24 protein-coding genes are annotated in these 26,832 nt (G+C 46.2%); 20 read left to right on the forward strand and 4 right to left on the reverse strand.

Going from position 1 to position 26,832, the window contains the following annotated elements; translation table 11 throughout:
• The first annotated feature begins 7 nt into the window (after positions 1-7).
• From CHX35_RS14840 to CHX35_RS14855, 4 genes are all read left to right on the forward strand, one after another.
• Positions 8-1,357, forward strand: coding sequence for a bifunctional folylpolyglutamate synthase/dihydrofolate synthase (locus CHX35_RS14840; protein WP_091838820.1), 1,350 nt, complete (start codon positions 8-10; stop codon positions 1,355-1,357).
• Between the two features lie 27 nt (positions 1,358-1,384).
• Positions 1,385-2,761: a UDP-N-acetylmuramate--L-alanine ligase gene (gene murC, locus CHX35_RS14845; RefSeq protein ID WP_091838823.1), complete on the forward strand. Its 1,377-nt coding sequence runs from the start codon at positions 1,385-1,387 to the stop codon at positions 2,759-2,761.
• A gap of 171 nt (positions 2,762-2,932) precedes the next feature.
• Entirely contained in the window at positions 2,933-3,742 is an 810-nt protein-coding gene (locus tag CHX35_RS14850) for a GNAT family N-acetyltransferase (protein ID WP_176392114.1), read from the forward strand.
• Between the two features lie 42 nt (positions 3,743-3,784).
• Complete coding sequence (locus CHX35_RS14855; RefSeq protein ID WP_176392115.1) at positions 3,785-4,429, forward strand: SCO family protein; 645 nt, start codon at positions 3,785-3,787, stop codon at positions 4,427-4,429.
• 41 nt (positions 4,430-4,470) lie between these two features.
• On the opposite strand, the gene CHX35_RS14860 is transcribed toward CHX35_RS14855, so the two are convergent.
• Positions 4,471-5,676: an ABC transporter permease gene (locus CHX35_RS14860; RefSeq protein WP_091838830.1), complete on the reverse strand. Its 1,206-nt coding sequence runs from the start codon at positions 5,674-5,676 to the stop codon at positions 4,471-4,473.
• Positions 5,673-6,407 carry an ABC transporter ATP-binding protein gene (locus CHX35_RS14865; RefSeq protein WP_217895891.1) on the reverse strand — a complete coding sequence of 245 codons (735 nt, stop codon included), beginning with the start codon at positions 6,405-6,407 and terminating at the stop codon, positions 5,673-5,675. Before CHX35_RS14865 ends, CHX35_RS14860 begins: the two co-directional genes overlap by 4 nt.
• Positions 6,408-6,558: 151 nt before the next feature.
• On the opposite strand from CHX35_RS14865, the gene CHX35_RS14870 reads away from it, so the two are divergent.
• The 14 genes from CHX35_RS14870 to CHX35_RS14935 all read left to right on the forward strand — a co-directional run bounded on the left by CHX35_RS14870 (position 6,559) and on the right by CHX35_RS14935 (position 18,743).
• Positions 6,559-8,439: a terpene cyclase/mutase family protein gene (locus CHX35_RS14870; RefSeq protein ID WP_176392116.1), complete on the forward strand. Its 1,881-nt coding sequence runs from the start codon at positions 6,559-6,561 to the stop codon at positions 8,437-8,439.
• 108 nt (positions 8,440-8,547) lie between these two features.
• Positions 8,548-9,186, forward strand: a complete 639-nt coding sequence (locus tag CHX35_RS14875; protein ID WP_176392117.1) for a prepilin peptidase — start codon at positions 8,548-8,550, stop codon at positions 9,184-9,186.
• Between the two features lie 94 nt (positions 9,187-9,280).
• Positions 9,281-10,339 (forward strand): hypothetical protein, encoded by a 1,059-nt coding sequence (locus tag CHX35_RS14880; RefSeq protein ID WP_091838838.1) that lies wholly within the window; start codon positions 9,281-9,283, stop codon positions 10,337-10,339.
• A gap of 211 nt (positions 10,340-10,550) precedes the next feature.
• Positions 10,551-11,162, forward strand: a complete 612-nt coding sequence (locus tag CHX35_RS14885; protein ID WP_091838840.1) for a Maf family protein — start codon at positions 10,551-10,553, stop codon at positions 11,160-11,162.
• Between the two features lie 68 nt (positions 11,163-11,230).
• Positions 11,231-11,932, forward strand: a complete 702-nt coding sequence (radC, locus tag CHX35_RS14890; protein WP_245838865.1) for a RadC family protein — start codon at positions 11,231-11,233, stop codon at positions 11,930-11,932.
• Positions 11,933-11,966: 34 nt separating this feature from the next.
• Entirely contained in the window at positions 11,967-13,073 is a 1,107-nt protein-coding gene (locus tag CHX35_RS14895; RefSeq protein WP_091838843.1) for a rod shape-determining protein, read from the forward strand.
• A gap of 15 nt (positions 13,074-13,088) precedes the next feature.
• Positions 13,089-13,982: a rod shape-determining protein MreC gene (gene mreC, locus CHX35_RS14900; RefSeq protein ID WP_091838846.1), complete on the forward strand. Its 894-nt coding sequence runs from the start codon at positions 13,089-13,091 to the stop codon at positions 13,980-13,982.
• Positions 13,983-13,985: 3 nt separating this feature from the next.
• On the forward strand, positions 13,986-14,516 hold the full coding sequence (gene mreD, locus CHX35_RS14905; protein ID WP_091838849.1) for a rod shape-determining protein MreD: 531 nt from the start codon (positions 13,986-13,988) through the stop codon (positions 14,514-14,516).
• Positions 14,517-14,640: 124 nt separating this feature from the next.
• Positions 14,641-15,318, forward strand: coding sequence for a septum site-determining protein MinC (locus tag CHX35_RS14910; protein WP_091838851.1), 678 nt, complete (start codon positions 14,641-14,643; stop codon positions 15,316-15,318).
• 35 nt (positions 15,319-15,353) lie between these two features.
• A complete protein-coding gene (gene minD / locus CHX35_RS14915) occupies positions 15,354-16,151 on the forward strand; it encodes a septum site-determining protein MinD (RefSeq protein ID WP_091838854.1) in 798 nt (265 codons plus the stop codon).
• A 117-nt stretch (positions 16,152-16,268) separates the two neighbouring features.
• Positions 16,269-16,421, forward strand: a complete 153-nt coding sequence (locus CHX35_RS14920; protein ID WP_091838856.1) for a DUF1540 domain-containing protein — start codon at positions 16,269-16,271, stop codon at positions 16,419-16,421.
• Between the two features lie 144 nt (positions 16,422-16,565).
• Positions 16,566-17,333, forward strand: coding sequence for a M23 family metallopeptidase (locus CHX35_RS14925; protein WP_176392118.1), 768 nt, complete (start codon positions 16,566-16,568; stop codon positions 17,331-17,333).
• Entirely contained in the window at positions 17,326-18,186 is an 861-nt protein-coding gene (locus CHX35_RS14930; RefSeq protein WP_091838861.1) for a M50 family metallopeptidase, read from the forward strand. The genes CHX35_RS14925 and CHX35_RS14930 overlap by 8 nt, the downstream gene beginning before the upstream one ends.
• A gap of 158 nt (positions 18,187-18,344) precedes the next feature.
• On the forward strand, positions 18,345-18,743 hold the full coding sequence (locus tag CHX35_RS14935) for a hypothetical protein (RefSeq protein ID WP_091838864.1): 399 nt from the start codon (positions 18,345-18,347) through the stop codon (positions 18,741-18,743).
• 149 nt (positions 18,744-18,892) lie between these two features.
• Here the strand turns inward: CHX35_RS14935 and CHX35_RS14940 are convergent, their stop codons facing one another.
• Both CHX35_RS14940 and CHX35_RS14945 read right to left on the reverse strand, forming a co-directional pair.
• Entirely contained in the window at positions 18,893-19,765 is an 873-nt protein-coding gene (locus tag CHX35_RS14940; protein WP_091838866.1) for an aminoglycoside phosphotransferase family protein, read from the reverse strand.
• A gap of 262 nt (positions 19,766-20,027) precedes the next feature.
• Complete coding sequence (locus CHX35_RS14945) at positions 20,028-21,266, reverse strand: MFS transporter (protein ID WP_091838869.1); 1,239 nt, start codon at positions 21,264-21,266, stop codon at positions 20,028-20,030.
• 358 nt (positions 21,267-21,624) lie between these two features.
• On the opposite strand from CHX35_RS14945, the gene CHX35_RS14950 reads away from it, so the two are divergent.
• Both CHX35_RS14950 and CHX35_RS14955 read left to right on the forward strand, forming a co-directional pair.
• Positions 21,625-22,629 carry a hypothetical protein gene (locus CHX35_RS14950; protein ID WP_091838872.1) on the forward strand — a complete coding sequence of 335 codons (1,005 nt, stop codon included), beginning with the start codon at positions 21,625-21,627 and terminating at the stop codon, positions 22,627-22,629.
• A gap of 115 nt (positions 22,630-22,744) precedes the next feature.
• Entirely contained in the window at positions 22,745-26,821 is a 4,077-nt protein-coding gene (locus CHX35_RS14955; protein WP_176392119.1) for a non-ribosomal peptide synthetase, read from the forward strand.
• The last annotated feature ends 11 nt before the right edge of the window (positions 26,822-26,832 follow it).

Raw genomic sequence — 26,832 nt, forward strand, 5'->3', positions numbered from 1 at the left:
GTGGCCTGTGGTGGATAGAAAGGGACGAAACATGATGGTAGAGGCAGCAAAATGTACAACAGCAGAAGATGTTTTTCAGTGGATGAAACAAGGATGTTCAGAGGGAATTCATCCTGGGCTCGAGCGGATGGAGTGGATGTGTGAGCATCTTAATCACCCTGAACGCCGATTAAAAACCATCCATATTGCTGGCACCAATGGAAAGGGATCGACCTCGGCGATGGTTGCGTCGATCTTGAAGGAAGCAGGTTATCCGACGGGAATGTTTAGTTCACCGTACCTTTCCCATTGGAGTGAGCGTATTACAATGGATGGCGAACCGATCCCAGAAAGTGAGTTTGTCCGGTGGGGGCGAGAAGTGGCTCTCTTAACAGAGGAACGAGCTGCACAGGGGTTGGATCGAATCACCGAGTTTGAGTTTTGGACATTGGTTGCCCTTCTTTATTTTGCTCGTGAGGCTGTGCCTTGGTTTGTCGTCTGGGAAACGGGTTTAGGTGGTCGCCTTGACTCGACCAATGTGGTAATTCCACTCGTATCGGTTATCACGAATGTGGGACACGACCACCAAGGATTCCTCGGTGACACCCTTACAGCGATCGCAAAGGAAAAGGCGGGGATCATAAAACCCGGTGTACCTGTGATAAGTGCTTCCGAGGATGAATCCGTCCTGGCCATTCTGAGAGAGAAAGCGAAGGAAAAGAAAAGTCGCTTTTACCAGATGGGGCAGGACTTTCAAACAATAAAGCGTTCGGATGAGAAAGACGAGGGGACTTCCATTGATTTTCAAGGACCCTACCGTCATTTGAATGATTTATTTATCCCTCTAGTTGGGGAACATCAGGTGAAAAATGGTGCGACCGCACTGATGATATGCGAAGTATTGCGCCAATTTTATGCTACAGTGATAGAGGAAGATCGGATACATGTGGGATTAGCGGGTACAAAATGGCCTGGCAGGCTTGAAACCATCGCTACTAAGCCGCGTATCCTCCTGGATGGTGCCCATAACCGTGAAGGTGCCCGGGCACTTGCCAAGGCATTTGCATCCTATAAGTATGAGAAGCTTCACCTTTTGTTTGGCGCAGGGACAGACAAGGAGATCAAAGAAATGCTGTCACCACTGTTGCCCTATGTTGATACGGTAACCGTGACCCAGGCGGAACATCCTCGGTCTCAAACCGTTTTTTCCTTGGCTGATACAGTGCGATCCATCCAACCGGAATTGGAACCACAAGTTATAGCGGATCCAATAAAGGCAGTTACCCAATTACAAAACGAAGTGGGTTCACAGGATATGATCGTTGTCGCGGGTAGTCTGTTTTTAGTCGCAGAGGTTCGACGCAGTTTAACAACGTAGAAATGGGATAAAAGGTGGGTGTGTGGGTTGCTTAAACAAGAGCACGTACATTTTGTTGGCATCGGTGGATATGGGATGAGTGCGATTGCTCGCGTGTTGCTGGAAATGGGACATCGGGTAACGGGATCCGATGTTGCTGCCAATAAATTAACAGAAAGCTTGGCATCACGTGGAGCGGAGATTCATCTTGGTCATGAAGCCTCCTTGATTGAGGGAGCCGATCGAGTGGTGTACTCATCGAGTATCCATCAAAATAATGTTGAACTGGTAGCTGCACGAGAGGTGGGCATTCCCGTATTGCATCGATCCCAGATGCTTGCTACCCTGTTGAATGACAAGAAGGGGATCGCGGTGGCGGGTGCCCATGGAAAAACCACAACCTCCTCGATGATTGCACAAACCCTTGAAGAGAATGACGTAGATTCCACGTACGTCATCGGTGGTGAGGTGGTCGGTCTTGGAAGTAACGCCAAGGCGGGTAAGAGCGAATTTGTGGTTGCTGAAGCGGATGAAAGTGATGGAACCTTTCTTGAATACTATCCGCATATCGCGGTGGTGACCAATATTGAACCGGACCATCTTGAAAACTATGAAGGTGATTTTGAAAACCTGAAAAAAGCGTATCGTCAGTTTTTACGACAGGTTAAAGAAGATGGAGCGGTCGTGCTGGGTTGGGATGATGCATACTTACGCGAGATCGCCAGCGAATCCAAAGCGCAGGTGATCACTTATGCGGTGGATCGATCCGCAGATTATCAAGCGGTCGATATACGTACACGACTCAATCAAACGCGCTTTACAGTGAAAAAAGGGGAAGAAATCCTAGGGGATGTGGAGATCCAAGTTCCTGGACGGCATAATGTTGCCAATGCCTTAGCTACTTTGGTGGTCTGTCTGGAGGCCGGTCTTACCTTTAAGCAGGCATCCGATGGCTTATCCCGCTTCCAAGGAGCGAAACGACGCTTTCAAATCATTGGTGAAGTCGATGATATTCTCGTCGTGGATGATTACGCCCATCACCCAACAGAAATTCGCACAACCATCGATGGATTGAAGGCGATGAATCGCCGGATCGTTGCCGTGTTTCAACCGCAACGATACTCACGCACCTACCATCTAATGGACGAGTTTAGTCGAGCCTTTGGGGATGTCGATCATTTGATCATCACCAGTATCTACTCCCCACCTGGCGAAGCGCCTATCGAAGGGGTGACTTCCGAACGTTTAGTGGAGATGGTTAGGGAAAATAGTAATCCAAGTGCGCTATTCCTCGATACAAAGGAAGAAGTAGAGGCCTATCTACTCAAATATACGGAGCCAGGCGACCTCGTGATCACCATGGGTGCTGGGGATATTTGGCGTGTGGCACATAACCTTGTGCCTGCGTTGGAGAAGAAGGACTAATGGCAAGTCGATCAATCGCCGGATGAAATTATTCCATTATATTGTTCATGGCAGGAATCGTTATTTTCATAATTCGATTGTAAAAAACCCTGGTTAACAGGGTTTTTTTGTTGCTTATTAGTATAGCTTCCATTATAATAGATAAAATTTACGTTAATGCAGGTGATGAAGATGACGGTGCGTAAACTCGGGGAAGCCGATCGCCAAAAAGCCTTTACTTTTTTAGCAAGAGAAAGTGCACTGAATCTCTTTTTTCTCGGTAATATACACAATTATGGGATGGAAACGGACTTTTTTGATCTATGGGGGGACTTTACAGAGCAGGGTGAGTTAAGGGGAGTCCTTCTTCGTTACTTTGGCAATTGGATTCCTTATGCTCCCGGTGAATTTGATGTGGATGGTTTTGTTGCCATCATGGAAGACCATGGGGAATGGAGTGAGCTTTCTGGTGCCGATCATATCATCGAACAGTTTCGCCCATATAACAGTCTTTCTCTCGATTGGGGAAGCAAAAGAATGACGTACTTCGCTGAAATGACAAGGGAAAGTTTCCGACCGCCAGGGGGGAGTGCTACCCTTCCATCGCTAAAGCGGATGACGGTACAGGATGTGAAGGCCATCATAGAACTTACGCGCGGAATTGAGGAATTTACGGTTCGACCACAATCGGAGGGAGCATTACGCCGATCCTTGGTCTCTGGGGAATCAAGGGGATACCTTGCAGAAGAGGGGGGCCAAATGTTCAGTATGGCGCGAACTGCGGCGGAGAATCCAGCATCTGCGATGATTATTGGCGTGGGGACCTTACCCGGATATCGTGGCCAAGGTGTGGCTACTCATCTCATGGCACGCCTTTGTGAGGAAGTACTTGCTGATGGAAAAACATTGTGTCTATTCTATGATAATCCCAAGGCAGGGCAGATGTATAAACGACTTGGCTTTTGTGATATTGGTTTTTGGACTATGATGAGTAAGAAGTAAGTTGCATCGATGCATGGTCAAATAAAAAGGAGTTTGATAGGAATGAAAGGAACACGGTTCGGCGTTCTTGTAAAGGGAATGTCGATGATGGTACTCGTGGGAATCCTTTTGACAGGATGTGGCGTGACACCCGTTGATCAGGATGAAAAGGTGTCAAGCACTCCCAAGAAACAAGAGCCCCTTGGTTGGAATGTGCCTCATTTTACATTTACGGACCAAGATGGGAAGCCCTTTGATTCGAAACAATTGGCAGGAAAGCCCTATCTCGTTGATATGATTTTTACACGTTGTCCGGACGTTTGTCCCCCGATGACAGCCAATATGGTACGTCTACAGAAGCAAATGAAGGATGAAGGTGTATCCATTGACATCGTCTCTTTCAGTGTGGATCCTGCTTATGATCAACCAAAACAGTTAAAAGCCTTTGCCAAACGTTATGATGCAGATCTTTCACAGTGGCATTTTCTCACGGGTTATCCACAGAAAGAGATTGAAGATTTTGCTCGCCAAGGGTTTAAAAGCCCCGTGATGAAGCAGAAAAAGTCCACGAAGAACAGTGTCATGGTCAATCACTCCGTTTCCTTCTTCCTGGTGGATACCAATGGCAAGGTGTATGAACGCTATGATGGACTTAAGCCGGACTATGATCGGATTATCCGTGACCTGAAACAGGTGGATAAGAAATAGCAAAAAACTCTCCTCATTGAGGGGAGTTTTTTTGCTATCCATTAATGCTTTTTTGGCAGCCACACACATCCAATCAGCCAGGCCACCCCTGAACTGAGTAAAAGTAAAGGGAGTCCCCAAGTAAGTGGAAAGTACCACAACTGGGGTTGAATGAGTAGGACCAAGAAGGATTGACTGATTAATAGGGTTCCCATCAGTTTGCCTAAATCCGTTCGTTTTTGTTGTTCGGGACGAGGATAGAGGCGAAACCAGGGCTGGAAGTTGTGATGGTGTCGAATCCACGGGAGTTGAATGCCTGTCCCAAGTAACATCACTAGCAATACGATCCAAGCAGGAAGCCACGATGGCTGAAAAACCAATAAAATCACCGCACCGACAAGGGTTAATCGAAGGCTGGCGCCGAAGGGTTCGCTATATCGAAGAAAGGTGCGTAGGTATAAGTATAGATAGGTGTTTTTTGTCTGTTTCGGCACAAATTTTTCTACAAAGGATACCCACTTGCGAATACGGATTTCATTGCCTACCTGGGGAACTTCGATGAACTGACTGGCAAATCGGTAGTAAGTCGATACAGTCTGACGTTCTCGTGAAATCCATTCCTCCCAGGGAATCAGATGAGCAGGCGGGGTGTGACGTTGGTAATGGAAGAACAATAGTCCCATCCAGATCAGAGCAAGGGGGATTAACACGATAAGATATCGTCCGTCAAATAGCCACATTAAGATGAGAAGATTACTTCCTCCTCGTAACCAGCCGGAAAAGGTGGGAGTGCCACTGATTATCGCCAGACGGAATAGAATCAAATTCCATCCTTTCAGGAGAAGAATCAAGACGATGGCAAGGGTGAATTCACTTGCTTCCCCGATTTTCACGAGATAGAGGGGCGAGAAAAAGAGCATCCATAAAAGGGTTTTTCCAATCTCCATGATGAGATTGTAGCGAAAGGCTTCCCGGAAATATTTTTGCACCACGGCACCGGCAGGGAGCAGGAAGTAAGGATCTGCTGGTTGCGCAAAGGTGCGATGCTTTGTCTGTGTGAGTACCCCGGTAAGTAAGATGGCCATAAGTAGAGAGGCTGGAAAGTCGGCAGGCATCCATTGAAGAAAGGCTTTATACCCGAAGTAGAGCAACAAAAGAGCAAAGAGCGGGAAGACCTGGAGGGTTTTCGCGATCAGAGTAGCGTAGCGAAGTCCTTTTTGCCAGGCATGTTTTCGTCGATGGGAAAAAAGCTGCTCTAGATCCTTCATAGACCGTTTTCCTTAGCAACATGGACAAAGAGGTCGTCTAATGAAGCGGTAGGGAGCCCTGCCTGAGTTTGCATTTCACTGAGGGTGCCTTGAAGAGCAATCTGTCCTTCTCGGAGCAAGACGAAGCGATCGGCATGTTTTTCAGCAGTGGCTAGAACATGGGTACAGAGGAGAATGCCTGTTCCTTGGTTTTTAAGCGTGATCATATGGTTTAACAAGGAATGAATTGCTAAGGGATCCAAGCCGATAAATGGCTCATCCACAATGAGTAGTTTGGGTTGAATAAGAAAAGCACATAAAATCATGACTTTTTGGCGCATTCCCTTTGAAAATGTAGTGGGATACCATTCCAGGCGCTTGGTCATCTGAAACTCTTCAAGTAAGGAATCCATCCGGGGTCGCCATTGTGATTCCTCCAAGCTATAAGCCATCGCGGTTAATTCCAGATGTTCACGCAACGTTAGTTCTGGATAAAGGTAAGGGGTTTCTGGTATGTAAGCCAGATGCCTTTTAAAGCGATCTGGATCCTCCTTTAGGGTAAGGCCATCCACTGAAATGGTGCCCGAGGTGGGTTGGAGAAATCCGAGGATCTCTTTGATGGTTGTACTTTTTCCTGCTCCATTTAGCCCGATTAAACCCACCATCTCACCTGGCTTAACCGAGAAGGAAATATCGTGGATCACAGGATGTTGGGGAGAGTATCCTCCGGTTACGTGTTTAATATCCAGCAAAAAATAGCCCTCGCTTTCTCAACAGGTTCCCTTCTGTATAGGACATCTTATCCCAGGAGTCCTTTGATGTCTAGGCGCAGGTTCAGCTGATACATATGAGAGATGGAAAGCCCATAAAAGTAAAATGAAGGAGTGGAAGGGGGAAGAGGCGGTGACTGAGGGTAGATGGATGGAAGTCGTTAAAATGGAAATCGGACGGTTAACCGAAACCCTGATCCAAAGCCAACAACCAGATGGCCGCTGGTCATTTTGTTTTGAAACGGGTGCAATGACAGACGCCTATGGCATTTTGTTATATCGACTTTTTGGTCGACAGGAAAAATATGTGCAAGGAATGGCGGAGCGGTTATTAAATTTACGGGATGCAGATGGGCTATGGCGACTTTATCCAGATGAGAAAGAAGGAAGCCTTTCGTCAACCATTGAAGCATCATTAAGTTTGATGGTAGCAGGAAGAATGGATCCCAGTGGAGAGGACATCCGACAAGTGAAGGAATGGGTTCGTCTTCGAGGCGGGGTTACTAAGGCGGGTTCTCTTACGAAAGTGGTGCTTTCGCTAACCAACATCAAACGATGGTCCGATCTTCAGTCTGTTCCCATTGAGTTGTTCCTGTTGCCACGTTGGTTTCCCATCAATTTTTGGGACTTGGTCGGTTATGCACGGGTACACGCCGCACCGATTATGGTTGCTGCCCACCAACGTTTCACTGTCAAGATCCCTGGAATCCCTACTAACCTAACAGAGTGGGGGGAGGTTGCACAAACCTCTGAGGAAAAGGAACGCGGACTTGCCTTGTCAGGAATTGTAGATAAATTTCTACGCCCCTATGGCCCACGGGCATGGTTATCGAATCGCTCCCTCCGTTATGGCGAAAAATTTATGATTGAGCGTGTGGAACCGGATGGAACCTTATACAGTTATTTCACAACGACTTTTTTAATGGTTTTTGGATTGATGTCATTGGGGTATCCCAAAGAACATCCAATCATTCAAAAATCATTGCAGGGAATGGACGCATTTTTATATCCACTGCAACAGGGTCTACATATGCAGGAAACGACGTCAACGGTATGGGACACGGCTCTGATCGCCGGAGCGTTATTAGAGGGGGGAGTGTCAGCTGGACATCCCGCTCTATGTAAAGCGGCTACATACCTACTCACACGCCAGCAGGATCGCATCGGGGATTGGGGAATTAAAAATCCGGAAGGAATACCCGGGGGATGGGGATTTTCCGATATCAATACGATCAACCCTGATTGTGATGATACCGCAGCGGTTCTTCGCGTGCTGTCTCCTTTTGCCGCAACGTATCCCACGGTAATCGGACACAATTGGCAGCGGGGTACCCAGTGGCTTCTATCGATGCAAAACCAAGATGGCGGTTGGCCCGCATTTGAAAGGAACACGTATAAGCGGTGGCCTTTAAAATTTCTCCATCAGGATGCAGCTCCCGCATGGATCGATCCGTCTGCAGCGGATCTGACAGGGCGTGTACTCTATTTTCTTGGAAAATCGGGTTGCAACTATGCCCACCCGGCGGTATCGCGTGCCCTCGATTTTTTGGTTCGTGACCAGGAAAAAGAGGGATGCTGGTTTGGACGCTGGGGGATTGCTTATCTGTATGGGACATGGGCGGCATTGACAGGGATGACGGCTGTAGGCATTCAGAGTGAACACCCAGCAATAGCCCAGGGAGTGAAATGGTTATTGTCCGTTCAAAACGATGATGGGGGGTGGGGGGAGTCTTGCCGTAGCGATGTGGAAAAGCGTTATGTCCCCTTGCATGTCAGTACACCCTCACAAACGGCTTGGGCATTGGATGCACTGATAGCGGCCTCGGATACCCCTACACCAGCGATTCAGGCAGGGGTGAAGCGACTACTGGAGTTGATTCGGGAAGGCAATTCCACGACCCAATATCCAACGGGTGCGGGTCTTGCAGGACAGTTTTATGTTCATTATCACAGTTACCAGTTTGCTTGGCCATTAATCGCACTCGCACATTATCGCGAAAAGTTTGGAAACTAATTTTTCATTCTTTTTAAACAAATGATTTCCTTTTTGTGTATAATAAGAGGGGTTATTTACAATAGATGTTTTGCAATGAGGAAGGAAAGGAAAAGTGGGAGAAGATCTATGAACGAAATCCTCTGGTTTGCGGTCATTGGGTGGATTTTGGGTCGAAGTATGCATCGGATGGCTAATGGTGTACTCGGTCTAGGAGGAAAAGTTGTGTCCACGCCGACTCGGTTATGGGCTTCATCCCTTTTATTAGCGGTTAGTTTTGCAGGTGTGGTGTGGACCACTTTGAACCCTTGGGATAAGGTAATCGGATGTTTGTTGTTTCTGGTTCTTGGTGTTGCTGTTTGGACCGACCTCTCATTCAAGGTAATACCCAATCGCCTGACAATACCCGCGGGCGTTCATTTCTTAGGGTTATCCATTATCAAAGGGGAGGGTTGGGCAAGCCTGATGAGTGCATTGGTCTGTGGTGGTTTTTTACTATTGATCGCGCTCCTTTCCAAAGGGGGAGTAGGTGGAGGGGATATCAAATTAGCCACCGCAGCGGGAGCAGCCTTAGGTTTTCCCAGTGCCTTAGCGGGGCTCTTTAGTAGCTTGTTTTTGGGAGGGTTGGCTGCTGCAATTTTTCTTCTTATTGGACGAGTCGGTAAAGGATTTGCCCTTCCCTTTGCGCCTTTCATTCTAGGAGGATTTGGGAGTAGTTTTTTTGTCGGGGAGATGTTGGTTCAGGGGTATCTCTCTTTTTTTGATTAACTCTATCAGTTCCTTCTCTATCATTCTAGGTTCTACTTGTATCTAGTAGGACATACTCATGATAGTAATTGATGGGAGAAGGGGACGATCGATCATGGAAAAAAGCCGGATCACTGTTCGACTCAATGGTTCAATTACAGGTCCGAAACCGGAGCAGACATCGAAACTTTCTAGTTCCCTGACAAATCATGAGGGAAAGCAATCCTCCCTTGATACGAATAAGAAAGGGATTTTATCCTGGCCCGTGCGTGAAGTGGATGAGGATGGGATTGAGTGGGGAAGCCCATATTCGCGTAAGCGAACGTCATCCGGAAAACGGGGGAAGGGAGCACTTGCTTTATCCGTAGGTGCTGCCGTGGTGATTGGTACACTGATGGGTGTGGTTATTCTCTCTCTCTTCTTTCCGAATGAGAAGAGTCCCACAACGGGTACGATTGATTCCCATGTAAGAACGGTACCAAGTCAACCAAAGGAAGCTCAGACCCCGAATCAAACCTCATCCAAGCCACCTGCGAAGAAAGCAGAAGCAACAATGACGCTGCCAAAATTAGAGGCGGTTCTAATTCAACGCGGCATATTTAAACAAAAATCAGGGGCAAGCAAAACCGTGATGACTCAACGAACACAAGGGCTTGCAGCAGTCATGACCGACGAGGCTCCCTATCACATTTACCAAGCGGTCGCTCAGGACCAGAAAAGCGCGAAGGAACTTGCTGCAAGCTTAAAAACAAAGGGTGGCGACTTAGCCTATAAAGCGATCAAGATCAATCAGTCGATCCCTGTTCCAAAGGAACGGTCTACGAATTGGAAAAAGTCTCTTCCTCTCGCTATCAAGGAAGGAAATCATATTTTTCAGATCATGGTAACCACAACGACGAAGGGGGTTTCTTCGAATGCATCCCCTACCCATTTTAAAGAATCGCGTACCCAGGTCAATGAAGCTTATACGCGATTTACAAAAGTACGGGGTGATGTGGAAAAAGAATTACCTACGTCGTTAAAAACGGAGTGGAGTGAGATGGTACGGGGAATGGACTTAGTTGTACAAAGTTCTCAGACAGATACGCCAAACAGAGCCATGTTTTGGCAAATGCAAGAAGGCCTTGTTCGATATGTGCTCGCTTATCAGAAATTTGTCGAGGCGTTAAGTTGACAGGGATTGTTCCTTGTGGCGGAGTTTCGATTTTGCTAAACTGGAAACTGTCGAAGGCACTGTGACCTTATTCATATAGAGTGAGGGTTCGACCCATTGTGGGGGCTTTTCTTGTCACTTCACTAATAAAATCGGTTGAATTTCTTGAACACGCACAATATATGATAACCATTTATAAACGTAGCTATAATCATGAAGGAGGTTGGGACCCATGCATCCGGAACTCGTACTCGCTTCCGGGTCCCCGCGACGGAGTGAGCTCTTGCGGTCGTTGGGCATTCCCTTTTCTATTCATCCTAGTATGGTGGCAGAAGATGTACCCGGTCAGCCTTCTCCTGGCGAACTGGTAGAAATCCTTGCTGCTAAGAAAGCACTAGCGGTGGCTCATTCCAAACGGAATGCTCTAGTAATTGGATCGGATACGGTGGTTGCTCTCGGCGGAGATATCATGGGGAAACCTGTGGATGATGCTGATGCCATCCGAATTTTAGAGCGACTTGCTGGGCAGGCCCATCAAGTGTATACAGGTATTGCCTTGGTAGAGGTTGATGAGAACGGAATCGTAAGGCGCCGATTGGTTCGGCATCGTATGACTGAAGTAATGATGCGCGATTTAGACCGAGCAGAAATTGAATGGTATGTCGCCACGCGTGAACCGATGGATAAGGCTGGCGCTTATGGCCTTCAGGGAATCGGATCACTTTGGGTAGATTGGATTGATGGCTGTTATACCAATGTGGTAGGCATGTCGTTACCACTTCTCTACGATATGTTACAGACGATGGATTATCCCATGGTCAATCCCTTACCTTTTCCCGAATAATCTAAGGGAGCACTTCAGTGTCTTACAGCTAGACCTCCTTATGGAACGGGATACCCTTGGAGGTTGTTATGGCATTTCACTATGAACCGATGATGATTCGTGATCTTCCCGCGGAAGATCGTCCTCGTGAACGATTAATGAAACGCGGGGCTTCTTCGTTGTCCACGCAAGAGTTGGTGGCGATTTTGTTGCGCACGGGGACAAAATCGGAATCGGTGGTATCGCTTGCTCAACGTATCCTCATTCAGTGTAACGGACTTCGCGGGATGGCATCCGCTGATTATCGAGATTTAGTGAGGGTGCATGGCGTTGGAGTAGCGAAGGCGTTACAAATTATTGCTGGAATCGAATTGGGGCGCCGTGTATCCCGTGTGGCACCTGAAGAGCATGTCGGTATTCATACACCCAAGGATGCAGCAGAATATGTGATGGATGAGCTGAGTCGTTTAACGCAAGAACACTTTGTCTGTTTGTTTTTGAATACAAAAAACAGGGTAATCGATAAGCAATGTTTATTTGTCGGCACGTTAAATTCCTCTGTTGTTCATCCTCGAGAAGTGTATCGAGAAGCCATTCGACGCAGTTGTGCAGGCGTAATTTGTTTACATAACCACCCAAGTGGGGATCCAACCCCGAGTCGAGAAGATATTCATGTGACCGAACGGTTGTACGAAGCAGGTCGCATCGTTGGGATTGAACTATTGGATCACATTATTATTGGGGATCAATGTTTTGTCAGTTTGAAGGAAAAGGGACGATTCCCTGGATAGAGCGACACTACTAGCAGAAGGGCTGAGACGGAAGATGCGATTCTGGTTTGGAAGTAAAGGAAAAGAAGAGGGAAATGAAACCATCTTCCAAAAATTTGGTGGATTCACACGGGATATGGGGATTGATTTGGGAACGGCGAATACCCTGGTCTACTTAAAAGGTCAGGGCATTGTTGTTCGAGAGCCCTCTGTGGTTGCGCTGGAAACAGGAACGCAAGATATTAAGGCCGTGGGTGAAGAGGCTAAACGAATGATTGGGCGTACACCGGGAAATATTGTTGCCATTCGTCCCATGAAGGATGGCGTGATTGCTGACTACAATACAACCGCCACAATGCTCGAGTATTTTATCAAAAAGGCCCAAAACCAACGGGTGTACCTACCACGTCGTCCCAATGTGATGGTCTGTGTACCTTCTGGTGTGACACCCGTAGAAAAACGCGCAGTGGAAGAGGCGACACGTGCGGCAGGAGCGAAGGAAGCGTATACGATTGAAGAACCCTTTGCTGCTGCTATCGGTGCAGGTCTCCCTGTTTGGGAACCAATGGGGAGTATGGTCGTGGATATCGGCGGTGGAACCACAGAAGTGGCAGTCATCTCCCTAGGTGGTATTGTGACAGCAAAATCGCTACGGATTGCTGGCGATGAGATGGATGAAGCCATTATTCAATATATTAAACGGCAATACAACTTGATGATTGGCGAACGATCCGCTGAAAATCTGAAATTAGAAGTTGGTTCGGCAAAGGTGATCGAGGAAAAAGAGGAGACGCGTCAATTGCGGGGACGTGATCTCATTTCAGGCTTGCCGAAGACGATCCACATTTCATCCAAGGAGATTGCTGAGGCCCTTAATGACACCGTACAGTCAATCATTGATTCTGTAAAAATGACATTGGAGCAAACCCCTCCTGAACTTGCAGCGGATATCATGGATCGCGGAATTGTATTGACGGGCGGAGGCGCTTTATTGCGTCATCTGGATCAGCGGTTATCCGAAGAAGTTGACATGCCTGTGATAATTGCTGACAATGCATTGGACTGTGTAGCAGTGGGAACGGGGCAATCCCTTGAAAATATTCATTTATTTACTTCGGGTGTAGGGATTTCCTCCACTAATCGCTTCGGTCGGCGGTCGTGAAGAGGGGTGTGAAGGATGTTTTTCCGGCTGTTTGCTAATCGACGACTCTTTGTGTTGTTGTTATCCGTCATTCTACTCACGGTGACAGTAGGAATGACGCGTGGTGAACGGGATTCGTTCACCTGGCCACAGGCTATCGTGAAAAATAGTATTGCCTTTGTGGATTCTCTATTTGCAACGCCTGTCTATACGCTTACCAATTGGATTTCCGAGTTAGGGAATGTCGGAAAGTACAGTGAAGAAAATCGTCAACTGAAAAAAGAAGCCAATGGTGTGCAGCAATTAAAATCACAGGTGGCTACACTCCAAGAAGAAAATAAGCAACTAAAAGACCAAGTCAATTATGTGGATCGCAATCGTGCAAAGACCATTACCGCAAAAGCGGTGGCGAGAACACCAGACCGTTGGAATGATCGGATTGTGATTGACCGTGGCACAAAGGATGGGGTTGCTAAGGATATGCCAGTTGTGACCGATAAAGGGCTGATCGGACGGGTAAAAGCCGCAACGGGTCATATGGCGGATGTCCAATTGTTGACGGATACTGGCAGTGGGCCAGGAATTGCTGCTCATGTTAAATCCGGGAAAGAAGAGTCCTTTGGTCTCATTGAGGGATATGATCCAGATAAAAAACGCCTCCTCCTTAAAAAAATATCCCCCAAGGCGAAGTTGAAAAAAGGTCAGACGGTCGTTACGTCAGGATTGTCAGATATTTATTCAGGCGATCTTTTAATTGGGACGGTGGAGCGAGTTACCCCAGGAGAATTTGGTGTGGACCAAATGGCTTATGTGAAACCTGCCGCTAGTATCGAGCATTTGAGTTATGTCATGGTGGTACGCGATCCAACTAAGTTACAATTAAAAGTTCATCGCAAACAAGTGGATAAGGAAGAGAATAAGGGGGAGTAAACGATGGTGTTTTGGATTCTCATCGGATTCCTCTCCTTTCTTTTTTTGTTGGATGGAACCGTTCTTCAGCCTTTTTTACCCCAAGCATGGGGAAGTGATTTTGTTTTCATTCCACAACTGATGGTCAGTGGGATTATCCTCCTTTCTTTGCATCGTGGTCGCAGGGTGGGGCTGTTGTATGGCTTTTTCTTTGGACTCTTATATGATTTGTCTTATGGCAGTACAATCGGAGTATACGCTTTTTCTACAGCCGTAATCGGATATATTGCGGGTCAAATTTCCCGACAGTTTGTATCGGGTCCGATCATGGCGTTGTTGACTACAGGGATGGGACAAGCGATCCATCTTCTTATGGTATACAGTTGGTATCGATTATTTGAATTGACGCAGGTGGGTGCACATGATGCATTCATGTATCGCATGTTCCCATCGGTTCTTTTTAATACGGTGATTGCTTTTCCTATTTATCATGGAATTCAGTGGATATTCCGACGATATTCTCCTCGTTTTGGTAGTTTGTTCGGAAAACGATAAGGGAGTTCCTTATTCTTTGGATAAAAATCATCGCATTTAGTTGATTTCCCTTTTATCAAAAGAATATAAGGAGGAAATCGGGGTTTTTTGCCGAATTTAGAACACTGAGGCGGGTGACAACCATATGGGTAAAGTGTTAAAGCCGGGCGTGACCATCAAGGGGTCCAAGGATGGACTTCATTTCTTTTTGGATGAATCGCGGCCGTTTTCCACACTTTTGAGTGAATTGCAATATAAATTGGAGAACGCCTCGACTCTTTTTGACGGACCGGATACGAATATATACATCAAAATCGGAGACCGCAGAATTACTCGGGAGGAAGAGAAAGAATTGCGGGCTCTTTTCGCCGTTCGAAAGAATTTGATCATCCGTTCCATTGAAGCTGCGGATGGGAAGCCGTACTTGATCGATAATGAGGATGGGATTCATCTTTTGGCAGGAACCGTGCGTTCAGGACAAGTATTGGAGCATCGTGGAGATCTACTGCTATTGGGGGATCTAAACCCCGGAGGTACCATTCGATGCACAGGAAGTATTTATGTCGTAGGTGCTCTACGTGGACTTGCTCATGCGGGTTGCGAAGGAGACGAGCGGGCAATCTTGGCAGCTTCTCAGTTAAGACCAACTCAGTTAAGGATATCCGATGTGGTCTCACGTCCACCTGATGAGTGGGATGAATCAGAAATATCGGGGATGAATTTTGCGTATCTTCTGGGAGGTCAGATCGCTGTTGACAAAATGCATCATCTTAGCCGAATTCGTCCTGAAATGGAGTGGAAAGAGAATCGTTTCCGCAAATGACGCTTGCGGGTTTTGTCCGAGAGGAGGAGTAAGCGTTGGGTGAATCGATTGTAGTAACTTCTGGCAAAGGCGGCGTGGGAAAATCAACGACTTCAACAAATCTCGGTACGGCTCTCGCTCTCAGCGGAAAGAAAGTGGTTCTGGTGGATACAGATATCGGCCTTCGCAACCTCGATGTATTAATGGGTTTGGAAAATCGAATCGTATTTGATATCGTGGATGTCGTTGAGAAAAAATGTCGAATCAAACAAGCGTTAATCAAAGATAAACGTTGTGATGATCTTTACTTACTTCCTGCGGCGCAAACAAAGGATAAATCCTCAGTCTCTTCCGAACAACTGCGCTGGTTAGTGGCGGAATTGAAAGAAGAGCATGATTTTGTCATTATTGATTGTCCGGCGGGGATAGAAATGGGTTTTAAAAATGCCATTGCAGGCGCGGATCGATCGATTGTCGTTACGACACCAGAAACCACTGCGATTCGAGATGCGGATCGGGTGATTGGTTTATTAGAAAAAGAAAAGCTGGGCTATCCACCCAAGTTGATCCTTAATCGATACCGTCCCCACTTGGTAAAAGAGGGCGGGATGATGGACGTTGATGAAGTGATCTCTGTCCTTGCTGTTGATTTGTTAGGAGTGGTTCCTGATGATGAAGAAGTAATACGGGCAGGGAATGAAGGTGAGCCCATCGTTTTACATAACCGCTATTTAGTTGCAAAAGCCTATCGAAATATCGCCCGACGCATCCAGGGAGAGACGGTTCCCCTCCTCGTTTTGGAAAAGGAACGTCCATGGAAAGCGCGTATGAAAAAATGGCTCGGGTTTGCATAAACCATCGCTCACTTTCTAATTAGAAGGTGAGCGATTCTTATAAACGGCAAATCCCTCATATTGGGTTTATAACCTCTCGAATTGTTGTCCATACTGATGATAAGGGAGGGATGATCTATGCCAAAAGGCGTCCAATGTGAAGTAGATACCTGTACCTATTGGGCTTCAGGCAATATGTGCGACGCAGATCAAATTATGGTTGTGGGTCACACCCAAAAGCCCCATGACTCTGAAGAGACTGATTGCGATACGTTTGAAGCGAAACACTAAATCGCCAAACTCCTGAAAAAAACCCCCTTCATATATAGAGGGGGTTTTTTTCAAACAACCCATCGTTCATCAAGGACAAGTCATACGAAGATAAGACAGGTCATAAACTTGTACAAACGAATGGCAAGGCGGGTGAGCGATTTCATGAGGGACTGGAACCAAGGGATACAAAAACGAAGAGAAGAGCGAATGCGAGCCATTCGAATGGGAAAACCTGACCCCTTCGCTTATAGAGATCCTGTGTGGAAAAAGGATTCCTCAGGTCGATCAGAGGAACTTCCTTGGAATCGTCCACAATGGATGGCAGGTGAAGGGAAGCGAAAGAAAGAAGGAAAGTTACTTTTGCAGTTTTTTGTTGCATTTATTCTATTTACAGGGACCTATTTAATTTTTCAATCCCAAGCCCCATCTGGAAAAACAGCGCAAGCTTATATCGCTGAAGTCATGGAGCGGGATTATAATTTTGCGGGTGTTGCACAATGGTACGAAAACACCATTGGGGATTCACCATCCATTCTGCCAGCTTTTTTAAATAGTGGGAGTCCCTCGAATACAAAAGAAACGTGGATGTCTCCTGTTAAAGGAAAGAAAGTTACAACCTACAGCAAACAAGATCGTGGTGTCTTTATTCAAACGGCAAAAGGAGCCCCTGTCGTTGCAGTAGCCGAAGGTTGGGTAATCAAGGCCGGTACTGAAGAAGGGCTGGGTAAGACTGTGATTATTCGGCATAAAGATGGGCGTGAGACATGGTACGGTGGCATGGATACCTTACGTGTCAAGGAAAAGGATTGGGTAAAATCGAATCAACTCTTAGGGGAGACAACGGATAAAAGTGACGAATCACTTCTCTTCTTTGCCCTGAAGGAAAAGGGGGGATTCGTTGATCCGACGGGAGTGATCTCCCTTGACTAGGATCCAGCTCCATGGTACATCCCTTCGGATTCATTCGTTATTTTGGGTGGTTATCCTCTTATCGGTAGTGACTGGCCGGTTTATGGAGGTAATCACCTTGTTCGTTTTAGTACTCATTCATGAGTTAGGTCATGTAACAGCGGCTACATCATATCATTGGCGGATCCAGTCCATTGAGCTCCTTCCCTTTGGGGGAGTTGCCCGTACAGATGAATGGGGGACAGTGCCTGCTCGTGAAGAAATCGTCGTTGCCTTAGCTGGGCCCTTTCACAACATCATTATGATCTTGTTTGGTTATTTCTTTTTTAAAATGGGTTGGTGGTCCGCAGAGTGGACAAATTACTTTGTCCAGGGGAATGCATTTTTAGCAGGATTTAATTTGTTACCGATCTACCCATTGGATGGTGGGCGGGTTCTGCAGGCGTTGTTATGTTATCTCATGCCTTTTCGGCAGGCGGTGCGTATTAGCATTGGGATTGGGATGATCGGTGCGGGTGTCCTATTATGGATCAGTGTTTTAGGTTCAGAACTTCATTTGAATCTTGCCGCAGTTGCCCTCTTTCTCCTTTATTCCAATGGGATTTCATTAAAACACCGCAAATACCAATACATGCGTTTTCTAATCCACCGTAAAGAAAATCACGTTCCCGATGGTGCTCGGATTATTCGTTTAACGGTTCGGCCAGAGGAGCCTCTTTCCGTTGTCTTAAAGCGGTTACGAAAAGAAGCGTATCATGTGCTAGAAGTACAGGAACCTGGGGGCAAGAGACGAATGGTTCCAGAAGAGGTACTGTTTCAAAGTTATTTTGGCGAAAAACGGACCCGTGGGATTATTGCAGATCTGATCGCTTAATAATCCAAGTTGGAGGATGGAGGACGAGTGGTAACATGAGACTTGCCGTTGACGAGGATGTAAAATTGAAGGATCAAATTATTCGCTAGATCAGTGACAACAGGTTATTACACCTGTGCTTATTCCAGGTGACTAAGGGATAAGGGGGTACCTAGGCGATGAAACAATCCCTCCACTTTGCACGAAGCTGCTATCAACATTTGGCTGGGAAAGTCAGTGTCGCGTTATGTGAACGATTCATTGAACAAAAATGGGTAATTCTAAGTGACGAGGGTTCACCTCTACTCACGAAAGCAGGCATTGATGGCTTGAGGAGTATGGGCATGGATGTGGTGTTCTTGGAGAAGAGCAAGCGATCTATGCTTCGCTTTTGTTTGGATGGTTCAGAGAAGAAACCGCATCTTGCAGGAGAAGTGGGCAACCGCCTCTTGCGTTTCTTTTTAGATGAGGGCTGGTTTCAACGCGAAGGAACCAGTCGCAAGTTAGTGCTGACTGACAAAGGGGAGCGCTTGTTAAACAAAATGGGTGTATCTGGGGTACAAGTCCCCTCTCAATGACCCATTTGTAGTGTTAATGGATTCTTTGTAATAAAGCCGATTTACCAAGATCTCATTTATTTTTGGCTCCTTCGACATACCAGAGGGCGGATGAGTTACAACAGAATCAATACGATTGTCAGCTATGTTTTACTCTTAACTTCACTGAATTACTTTTGAACTAGTACGAGGTCTAGCCAGGATTTCGCCTCATTGTACAAAATTGGATTGTTTTGCGGCGTGTAGTAGGTAAGGATTGCAACTGCCTGTGATACGACCCAACCGCGGGCCCTTGCCAATGTAGCATCGTCCGTACGGATAGCATCAAGGAACACATCGCGCGCCTCTGGCGAGTGCAACTTCCACGCGACCATTACATCACACGCAGGGTCACCTATGCCCATTGTCTCCCAATCAATCACACCGCTGATACGCTTATCACGTACGAGCCAGTTACGTACATCTAGATCGCCGTGATGCCAAACAGGAGGACCGTTCCATGGAGGTGCAGCAAGAGCTGACTCCCATATAGCAGACACCGTGGGATCGCCATTAAATCGTGCTAGCCAATATCGGAAGTCCTTGTCCCGTTGGGCCAAAGGAATGCCGCGTCCTAACGGCCCTCCCGTTGGATCGGCTTGTTGCAGTGCTAGGACAAACCCCGCGAGATCGCGTGCTGCCTGAATCTCGTCAATCGCCTCTATCGGCATCGTTTCACCCCTCAGCCACGAATGTATCTCCCAAAACCATGGGTATTCGTTATTGGGGCGCCCCTGAGCGATAGGTACAGGGATTTCAAGCGGAACTAATGGCACGAGTTTTGGTAGCCATAAGAACTCGCGTCCTCCTGGTGTCGTCGGTCCTTCCCTTCTCGCTAGCCGAATGGAATATTCGTCACCAAGTCGGAAAATGGCATTTACCGTTCCAACTGGCTCTACTTTACGAAGGGGCAACTCTGCCCAGTGGGGGAACTGATCGACAAGCATACGACGCACAAGTCGCTCTTCAATTTCCAATTCGTCAGCATGCATCTTCTCGGACATCGTATGATCTCTCCTTGGTAGCTCTACCATAAACTTATCAAAAAGCCACACTTTTTCATTATAAAATGCAGTCACACCTTAAAAAATTAACTTCTCTTAATTTATTTAATTATAACACAAATCCTATAGGGGTTGTGTTACATTACTATCAACCTAAGATGAATTTATACCTATAATTTATAGAAACCGTTATTATGAAGCCGATTTAATTCGATGTCTCCTTCGAGGGGTGAGGGTATTTGCTCAGACAGTGAATCCAGGGCTACGTTTCATTAAGGGGAAGTTTGCGATCGTCGGACGGGTGGTACGTGGTTGCCTCAATTTTTTTGAAAAAGATGGTTTGACCCAAGCCACCGCAAAACAAACATAGAGCGACTAACGCAAATAATAGGGGATATCCCTTTGTTCCGATAAGAAGGGAACCGAATAAAGGACCGATCATTCGCGAAAGGTCCCAATGCATTCCATAGATAGAAAAGGCACGTCCGCGATGGTGTAGGGGTGCGATTTGTGAGAGCGTGGTTTGTAAACGCATCAGCCCAAGTGTTTCTGCAGTGGCTAATAAAAACTGAGCCCCAAAAAGTAAAAAGAGGGAGGAGCCGTATCCATAGAGAAGGGCGACACCCCCAAACAGGAAGTACGAGGCCAGGATGACTGTACGACTCGGGTACCGAGCCGTTTTTTTGACGACTGCGAGTTGTATGAGAATCACGGCCACACCATGCAATGTGGCTAACCAAACCATAAGGGATGGTAGCTTAGGATAGGACTGTTTTAAGATAAGCGGGAAGTTGCTTTCGATTTGAGCATAAAAAAAACTGATCGGGAGTGCCAAGACCATATAGCTGATGATGTTTTTTAACTGCCACCAATGAAAGGGTTGGGGCATTTTTGTATGGTTGGAGGTAAGAAGATGAGTACTGGGGATACTTTCTGCCACTTTCCAGCGAAAGAGGAGAAGATAGATGAAAAGACCCAGTGAGGACAGCGCAAAAAAGAGCCTTGGATGATGGATGATCAGCAGGCCACAAAATGGGCTGATTACGACTCCCATCGTGGCGATGACGTTCAATAGTCCATATACTTCTGCGAGGCGATTCGGTTCAACAATGTCAGCAATTTGCGCTTTGGATGCCGGAATGTAGAAGGAACGACCGACACCATTAATCATATTGGCAATAGCGATCAACCAGAGGTGGGTGGCCAATAGATAACCCACCATAGCGAACAGCTGCAGGCTAAGAGCAAGCATCATGATGGGCTTTCTACCGAATCGATCCGTAATATTTCCCCCGATCAGTGTAGAGAGAATATCGGCAAAGGGTTGTAAGCCGATAATGAGCATGGTGAGGGTGGGGTTTTTAATGATTTGGTCTTGATAGAGGATCATAAAGGGAGCAATCGCGGAGCCAGTTAAACAGGTGATGAATTCGCCTAAAAGACGAACTTGGATCGTCATTGAATAGCTTTTAATCAGCGAAGGTAGTTGGTAAATAAGCATGGAATCCCACTTTCTGTCTGTCAACGATGGATATCGCTGATTGTACAGGGGGGACTCCCGGCAAAAAAGTGTAGAGTTTAATGAAAATCACTTCGTCTTTTTTATCATGGTTTTTTTATCTGGAACGGGAATCTCAGGTAATACAAAACGTCTAGAATTGTTGGAACAAAGTATTCCATGAATTTTTTCATAGAAATAGAAGCAAGATGATGACGTAGGATATTCAATCTTCCCAGGGAGGGCGTTATAACAACGCATAACCTTAACATATGGAGTTGCTCGAAGGATTTACTTTCTACTCATTAATATAATATAATTCATTAATAATATAATATTTTAAAAATTCGGAGGCGAATACATGACGACTCGTTTGGGGCTTTCGGTGGATATTGCTTTTACGGACAATGATAGAGATTACTTAAAAGAATGTTTTTTACAGATAACGACCAATCCTTATACGGATTATGATCAATTTCAAGAGAAGATAAAGGATTTAGCGGAGAATGATGCGAGGGTACAGGAAATCATGGCGATCTTACGTCCCTATAAGGATCGTGATTTACATGAGCACCCCTTTTTCACCTTAACAAATTGCCCAATTGATGAGGATCTTCCTGTATTTGATTTTAAGGATCCAGTCAACTCCAAATATGAATTGAAAAAGACGTTTGTTGCTGAGGCGTTTTTACAGTGGTTTGCTTATATTATGGATCAACCTGCGATTGGCTATGTCAATGTGAATAACGGCGACGTCTTCCAAGATATCTATCCGATGGAATCGCTACAAGAAACCCAGTCCCAAAAAGCGATCGTACCCCTTGGTTTTCACAAAGACTTAGCGAATCACTTTGTTCGACCGGATTTTGTGAATATGTTAGGCATGCGTAGTTTCCATGGCAATCAAATCTACACAACCTTCGTCACGAATAAAGAGCTTCTCGCCCATATGAGCCCCGAGGAACAATTCATTTTGAAGCAGGCACTTTTTTATACCCCCTTTGACGATTTGAGTGTGTATGGGAATAAAAAGAAACTGGGCCGTGCAAAGGATCATGCTATACTGATTGACAATGATGATCTCGCATATTTTGAGAATCGTACAGTGGGAACCACTGAGGCAGCACAGCAGATTGTGGACAAAATTAATCGACTATTACATCAACTAAAAGTATCCCATTTAATGAAGCCGGGTGAATTGATTAGTGTCGCAAATAATCATTCCCTACATGGAAAGGATGTTCTATCCGTTTCAGATCCAGAGCAACAAAAAAAGAGGTGGACGATTAAGACCGTTAATGTTTTTCACCTCGATAAACATCAGGAACATTTTTTAGAAGGAACGAAATGCATTGTCAACGGTTAGGGAGAACCCTACCCAGTAGGGAAGTTGTAAAGGCAAACCGATGGGATACATAGGATCAGCGAATGGACATGAACTCATGTCCATTCCTTTTTACATGGATAAGGTGGTGCAACCAATGAAGGTAGTAAAATCAAGGTCTTTGATCCAGCAACCCATCGAGACAATGTCAAAACAAAGGCCACAGAATGAAGCGATTATTGATGGAGATCGGAAGATCACCTATCGGGAGTTGGATAAAAAAGCAAATGGGATTGCCCGTCAATTAATGGCGTCAGGACTACAAAAGCAAGAACGGGTTGCCCTTTTGCTGGAGCCCTCAATTGAGTGGGTGGCGGCCATGCTCGGTGTGTTAAAGGCGGGAGGGGTTTATGTACCGCTTGATCCATCCTATCCAAAACAACGTATCCATTTTTGTTTACAGGATAGTGGGGCGAGCTTTGTCTTATCCAACGGTGAGGGCGGGGGTCTTGTCCAACACGTGTTGGACATAAGTAAGATCGATGAAGCTGATAATTTTATACCGATTCATGAGATAGATCCTTCTGATCCAGCTTATCTGATGTATACCTCAGGGTCTACCGGTCACCCCAAAGGGGTGTTCATTCCCCACCAGTCCGTATCCAATCATATGGAGTGGATGAACAATCAATTTGGTTGGGAGACGAGGGATGTTTTTCTGCAAAAAACCTCGGCCAGCTTTGATGCATCGGTGTGGGAATTTCTTGCCCCCTTATGGAAAGGCGCAAGGATGGTGATTCACAGGGGCGATCCCTTGGAGGTTTGCCAAACGATTCGAACCCATCGCGTGACAGTGGTTCAATTTGTGCCATCGGTGTTGAAGTTGTTAGTCGATTTTGAGGAATTTAAAAATTGTCCATCCCTACGCTATGGTTTTGTGGGTGGAGAAGCTTTGCCAGTCTCGTTAGTTGAACAATTTCACCAACAGTTAGCGATTCCATTGGTTAATTTATATGGCCCCACAGAAGCCACGATCGATACCACTTATCGTGTATGTGAACCTGGGCACAAGATCGAGGGGGATGTGGTCCCCATCGGAAAGCCGATTCAAAACGTCTCCGTAAAGGTCGTTGATGAAAACCTACAACCTTGTGCACGCGGAGAAGAAGGAGAATTGGTGATTGCAGGACTGGGGCTAGCTGTAGGCTATCATCGTCGAGAATCTTTACAGGCGGAAAAATTTGTTCAACTTCCCTGGGATATGAATGAAATGGGTTACCGGTCAGGAGATAGGGCAAAAGAGCTTCCTTCAGGGGAATGGATGTTTTTAGGAAGAATCGATCAACAGATCAAGTTGCGTGGGTTACGAATTGAACTGGGCGAAATTGAATCGGCTCTGTTAAGGCAATCTGCAGTGAAGGATGCCGCTGTATGCTTGAGAGAAGGTGAGTGGTTAACTGCCTTTGTGGTGGGAGATCCGACCTGGAATAAGGAAGAATGTATAAAGGAGTTATCGAATGAATTACCCAGTTATATGGTTCCCCATTTTTTCGTTCTCTTAGAAAGGATGCCGCTATTACCGAATGGAAAGCTTGATCGAAACCAACTCCAGAACCATCGGATGGACTTGGAACAACCGATGGAGCGGAGGGTGTATTCCGAGTGGGAAGAGAAGGTGCGTCGTTGTTGGATAAAGATCTTCCCTGAGGAATGGATAGGAAAGCATGACTCATTTTTTGCGTTGGGTGGCGATTCCTTGAAGGCCCTTCGTCTAGTGAGTGAATTAAGCCAGTTGGGAAGGAAAATACCCGCTTCCTTCGTGTACGATTATTCAACGATCAGTGAACAAGCACAGCAACTAGAAACGGAAACCTACTGGGTAGAAGGAACAGCGTTGCAGAAGAGGGAAGATATCACACCCGAGCATGTTCATAGGGAAGCTCCTCTTTCCTTTGGTCAATTAGGCATCCATTTCGCAGAAGAATGGAGTAAAGAGCAGGCTTATCAGATCCAGTTGCGGTTACAGTTTCACAAGCGTGTGGATCCCAATCGGCTATCTTTTGTTCTTGGAGAGATCACACAAAGGCATGTAGCGTTACGTACTTGGATTGAAGAGAAAGAGCCTGGTGAATTTTGGCAATATCGTGATCCAAACCCTCATGTAAACGTTCAATTGTGGAAAACAGAGAAGGCATTTTCCAGAGGAACATCTGAGGTTCGTCACCATACTGAAAAGCCACAATTTGATTTTATCGAGGAGACTGGGCAACTGATTATTCGTATGCATCATGTGATGGTAGATGGGTGGTCAATCCGTCTTTTGCTGCAAGAACTCGATGAAAGGCTTCAGGGAAGGTATGACTGTTCGTTCTTAGAGGATCCTTCCTTCTATCAATTTGCATCGGAACAAGTCAATCAGAGTCACGTAGGGATAGGCACCTGGGTCGATTATTTAAAGGATGTACCCGCCACTTCTCGTCTCCCCCAATCCTGGAGAATTGGAAGTGAACAAACTTCTCGAGGTGCTCAAGTGAAGCGAAGAATGGATGGCAGGCGGTATGAAGCTTGGCAACAACTTTCTAAACAATTGGGAGTGACTCCGTTTTCCCTCCTTTTGACTGCGACGCAAATCTTCTTGGCACAAGCCAGTGGACAACAGGATGTGGTGATGGGTGTACCAGTGGCAAACCGAGAGGATGAACGATATCAACAAACGATTGGCAATCTGGTTAACCTACTGCCCTTTCGATTACAGGTGAAGGATCCATCTACTTTTTCTCAACTGGTTAAAAGAACCTTTCGAGATCGAGCTGCCTTGAAGGCGGTGGAGTCGGTTCCTTTTGAACACATCCTAGCTTCTATTCAAGTGGAACGAGGAGTTCATTTCCATCCGCTTTTTCAAACAATGGTGGTCTACAATGAATACCCCTTGATGGATCAACCTGTGCTTTTTGATTGGAAGGAAGATTTTCTAGGAACCACCAAATGTGATGCGAGTTTTCAGTTTTATAAGGGTGCTAACCATTTGGATTTAACGTTGGAATATTGTACGGATGTATTTTCTCATGAGATTGCAGAGGACATCCTGGATCGGTGGGAGCGGAATCTAGATTCATTGTTACATCAACCGGATCAGAAAGTGTCGGTGGGGTCGGGTGAAGGGAAACCGGCGCAAATGACAACAGCAGTGGTGATCGAGGATGGTAAGGAGGGTGATGAAAGCCGACTGGTTCAGCGGATTAAATTATACTGGAGTCAGATATTAGGGGTCGAAAACCTAAGAGAGTCCGATCGCTTTTTTGATCGAGGAGGTCACTCCCTGTCTGCGATGAAGATGGTGGCGTTAATTAATAAAGAGATGGGTAGCCAGCTTTCTGTAAAAAGTATCTTTGAATTTCCCTCCCTTGGAGAGTTCGCCGATGCAGTCGGAAGAGAATCTCAGCATATGAAAGAACCCGAAGCGATTGTCACCTTACAAAAGCATCCTCAGGGAACACCCGTCTTCTTTATTCATCCAGCAGGTGGAGCGGTGTGGTGTTATCGGGAAATGGCGGAGGTTTTTCATCATGGCCCTGTATACGGGATCCAGTCAGTCAGGGATGAAATGTCAGGTGACTATGAAGTTGAAATCCCCGTGCTGGCTCGTCGGTACAGAAATTACATCAAAGAAGTCCAACCAGAAGGCCCCTATGTAATCTGTGGGTATTCCTTTGGGGGCAATGTTGCCTTTGAGATAGCTTGTCAGATGGAGAAGGCAGGAGATGAGGTCGCGTTGCTAGGATTAATTGATTGTCATATGAGTCACCCTGCACCGTATCGGAAAAGTGAGTTCCTATTCTCCTTTGCACAGAAGTGTGCAGAGGGAGAAAAGATTGAGCTCACAGAAAATGAACTGATGGGGATGAATGAAAATGAACGGTTAACCTACCTCCTACAATTGGGGAAAGAGAGTGGGCACTTACCAGATGATGCAACCGTGGATCGTTTAAAGGAAGATGTAGCCATGTGGCAAGCAAATAATCAAGCGATTCGTTGCTATGTGATGGAGTCAAAGTATCGTGGAAGAACCCTTTTCTTAAAAGCGAGGGAAAATCAAAGCGATTCAACGAAGGGGTGGACGGATCGGCTTGTTGGTAGCTTAACCATCAAAGAAGTCCCTGGACACCATTTCTCGATCTATAAAGGGGAGAACGCAAGGGAAGTTGGCAGACAGATTATTGAGGCGATGGCGTAATGGGGTGAAAA

Source organism: Marininema halotolerans (assembly GCF_900116235.1).
Classification (GTDB): domain Bacteria; phylum Bacillota; class Bacilli; order Thermoactinomycetales; family DSM-45169; genus Marininema; species Marininema halotolerans.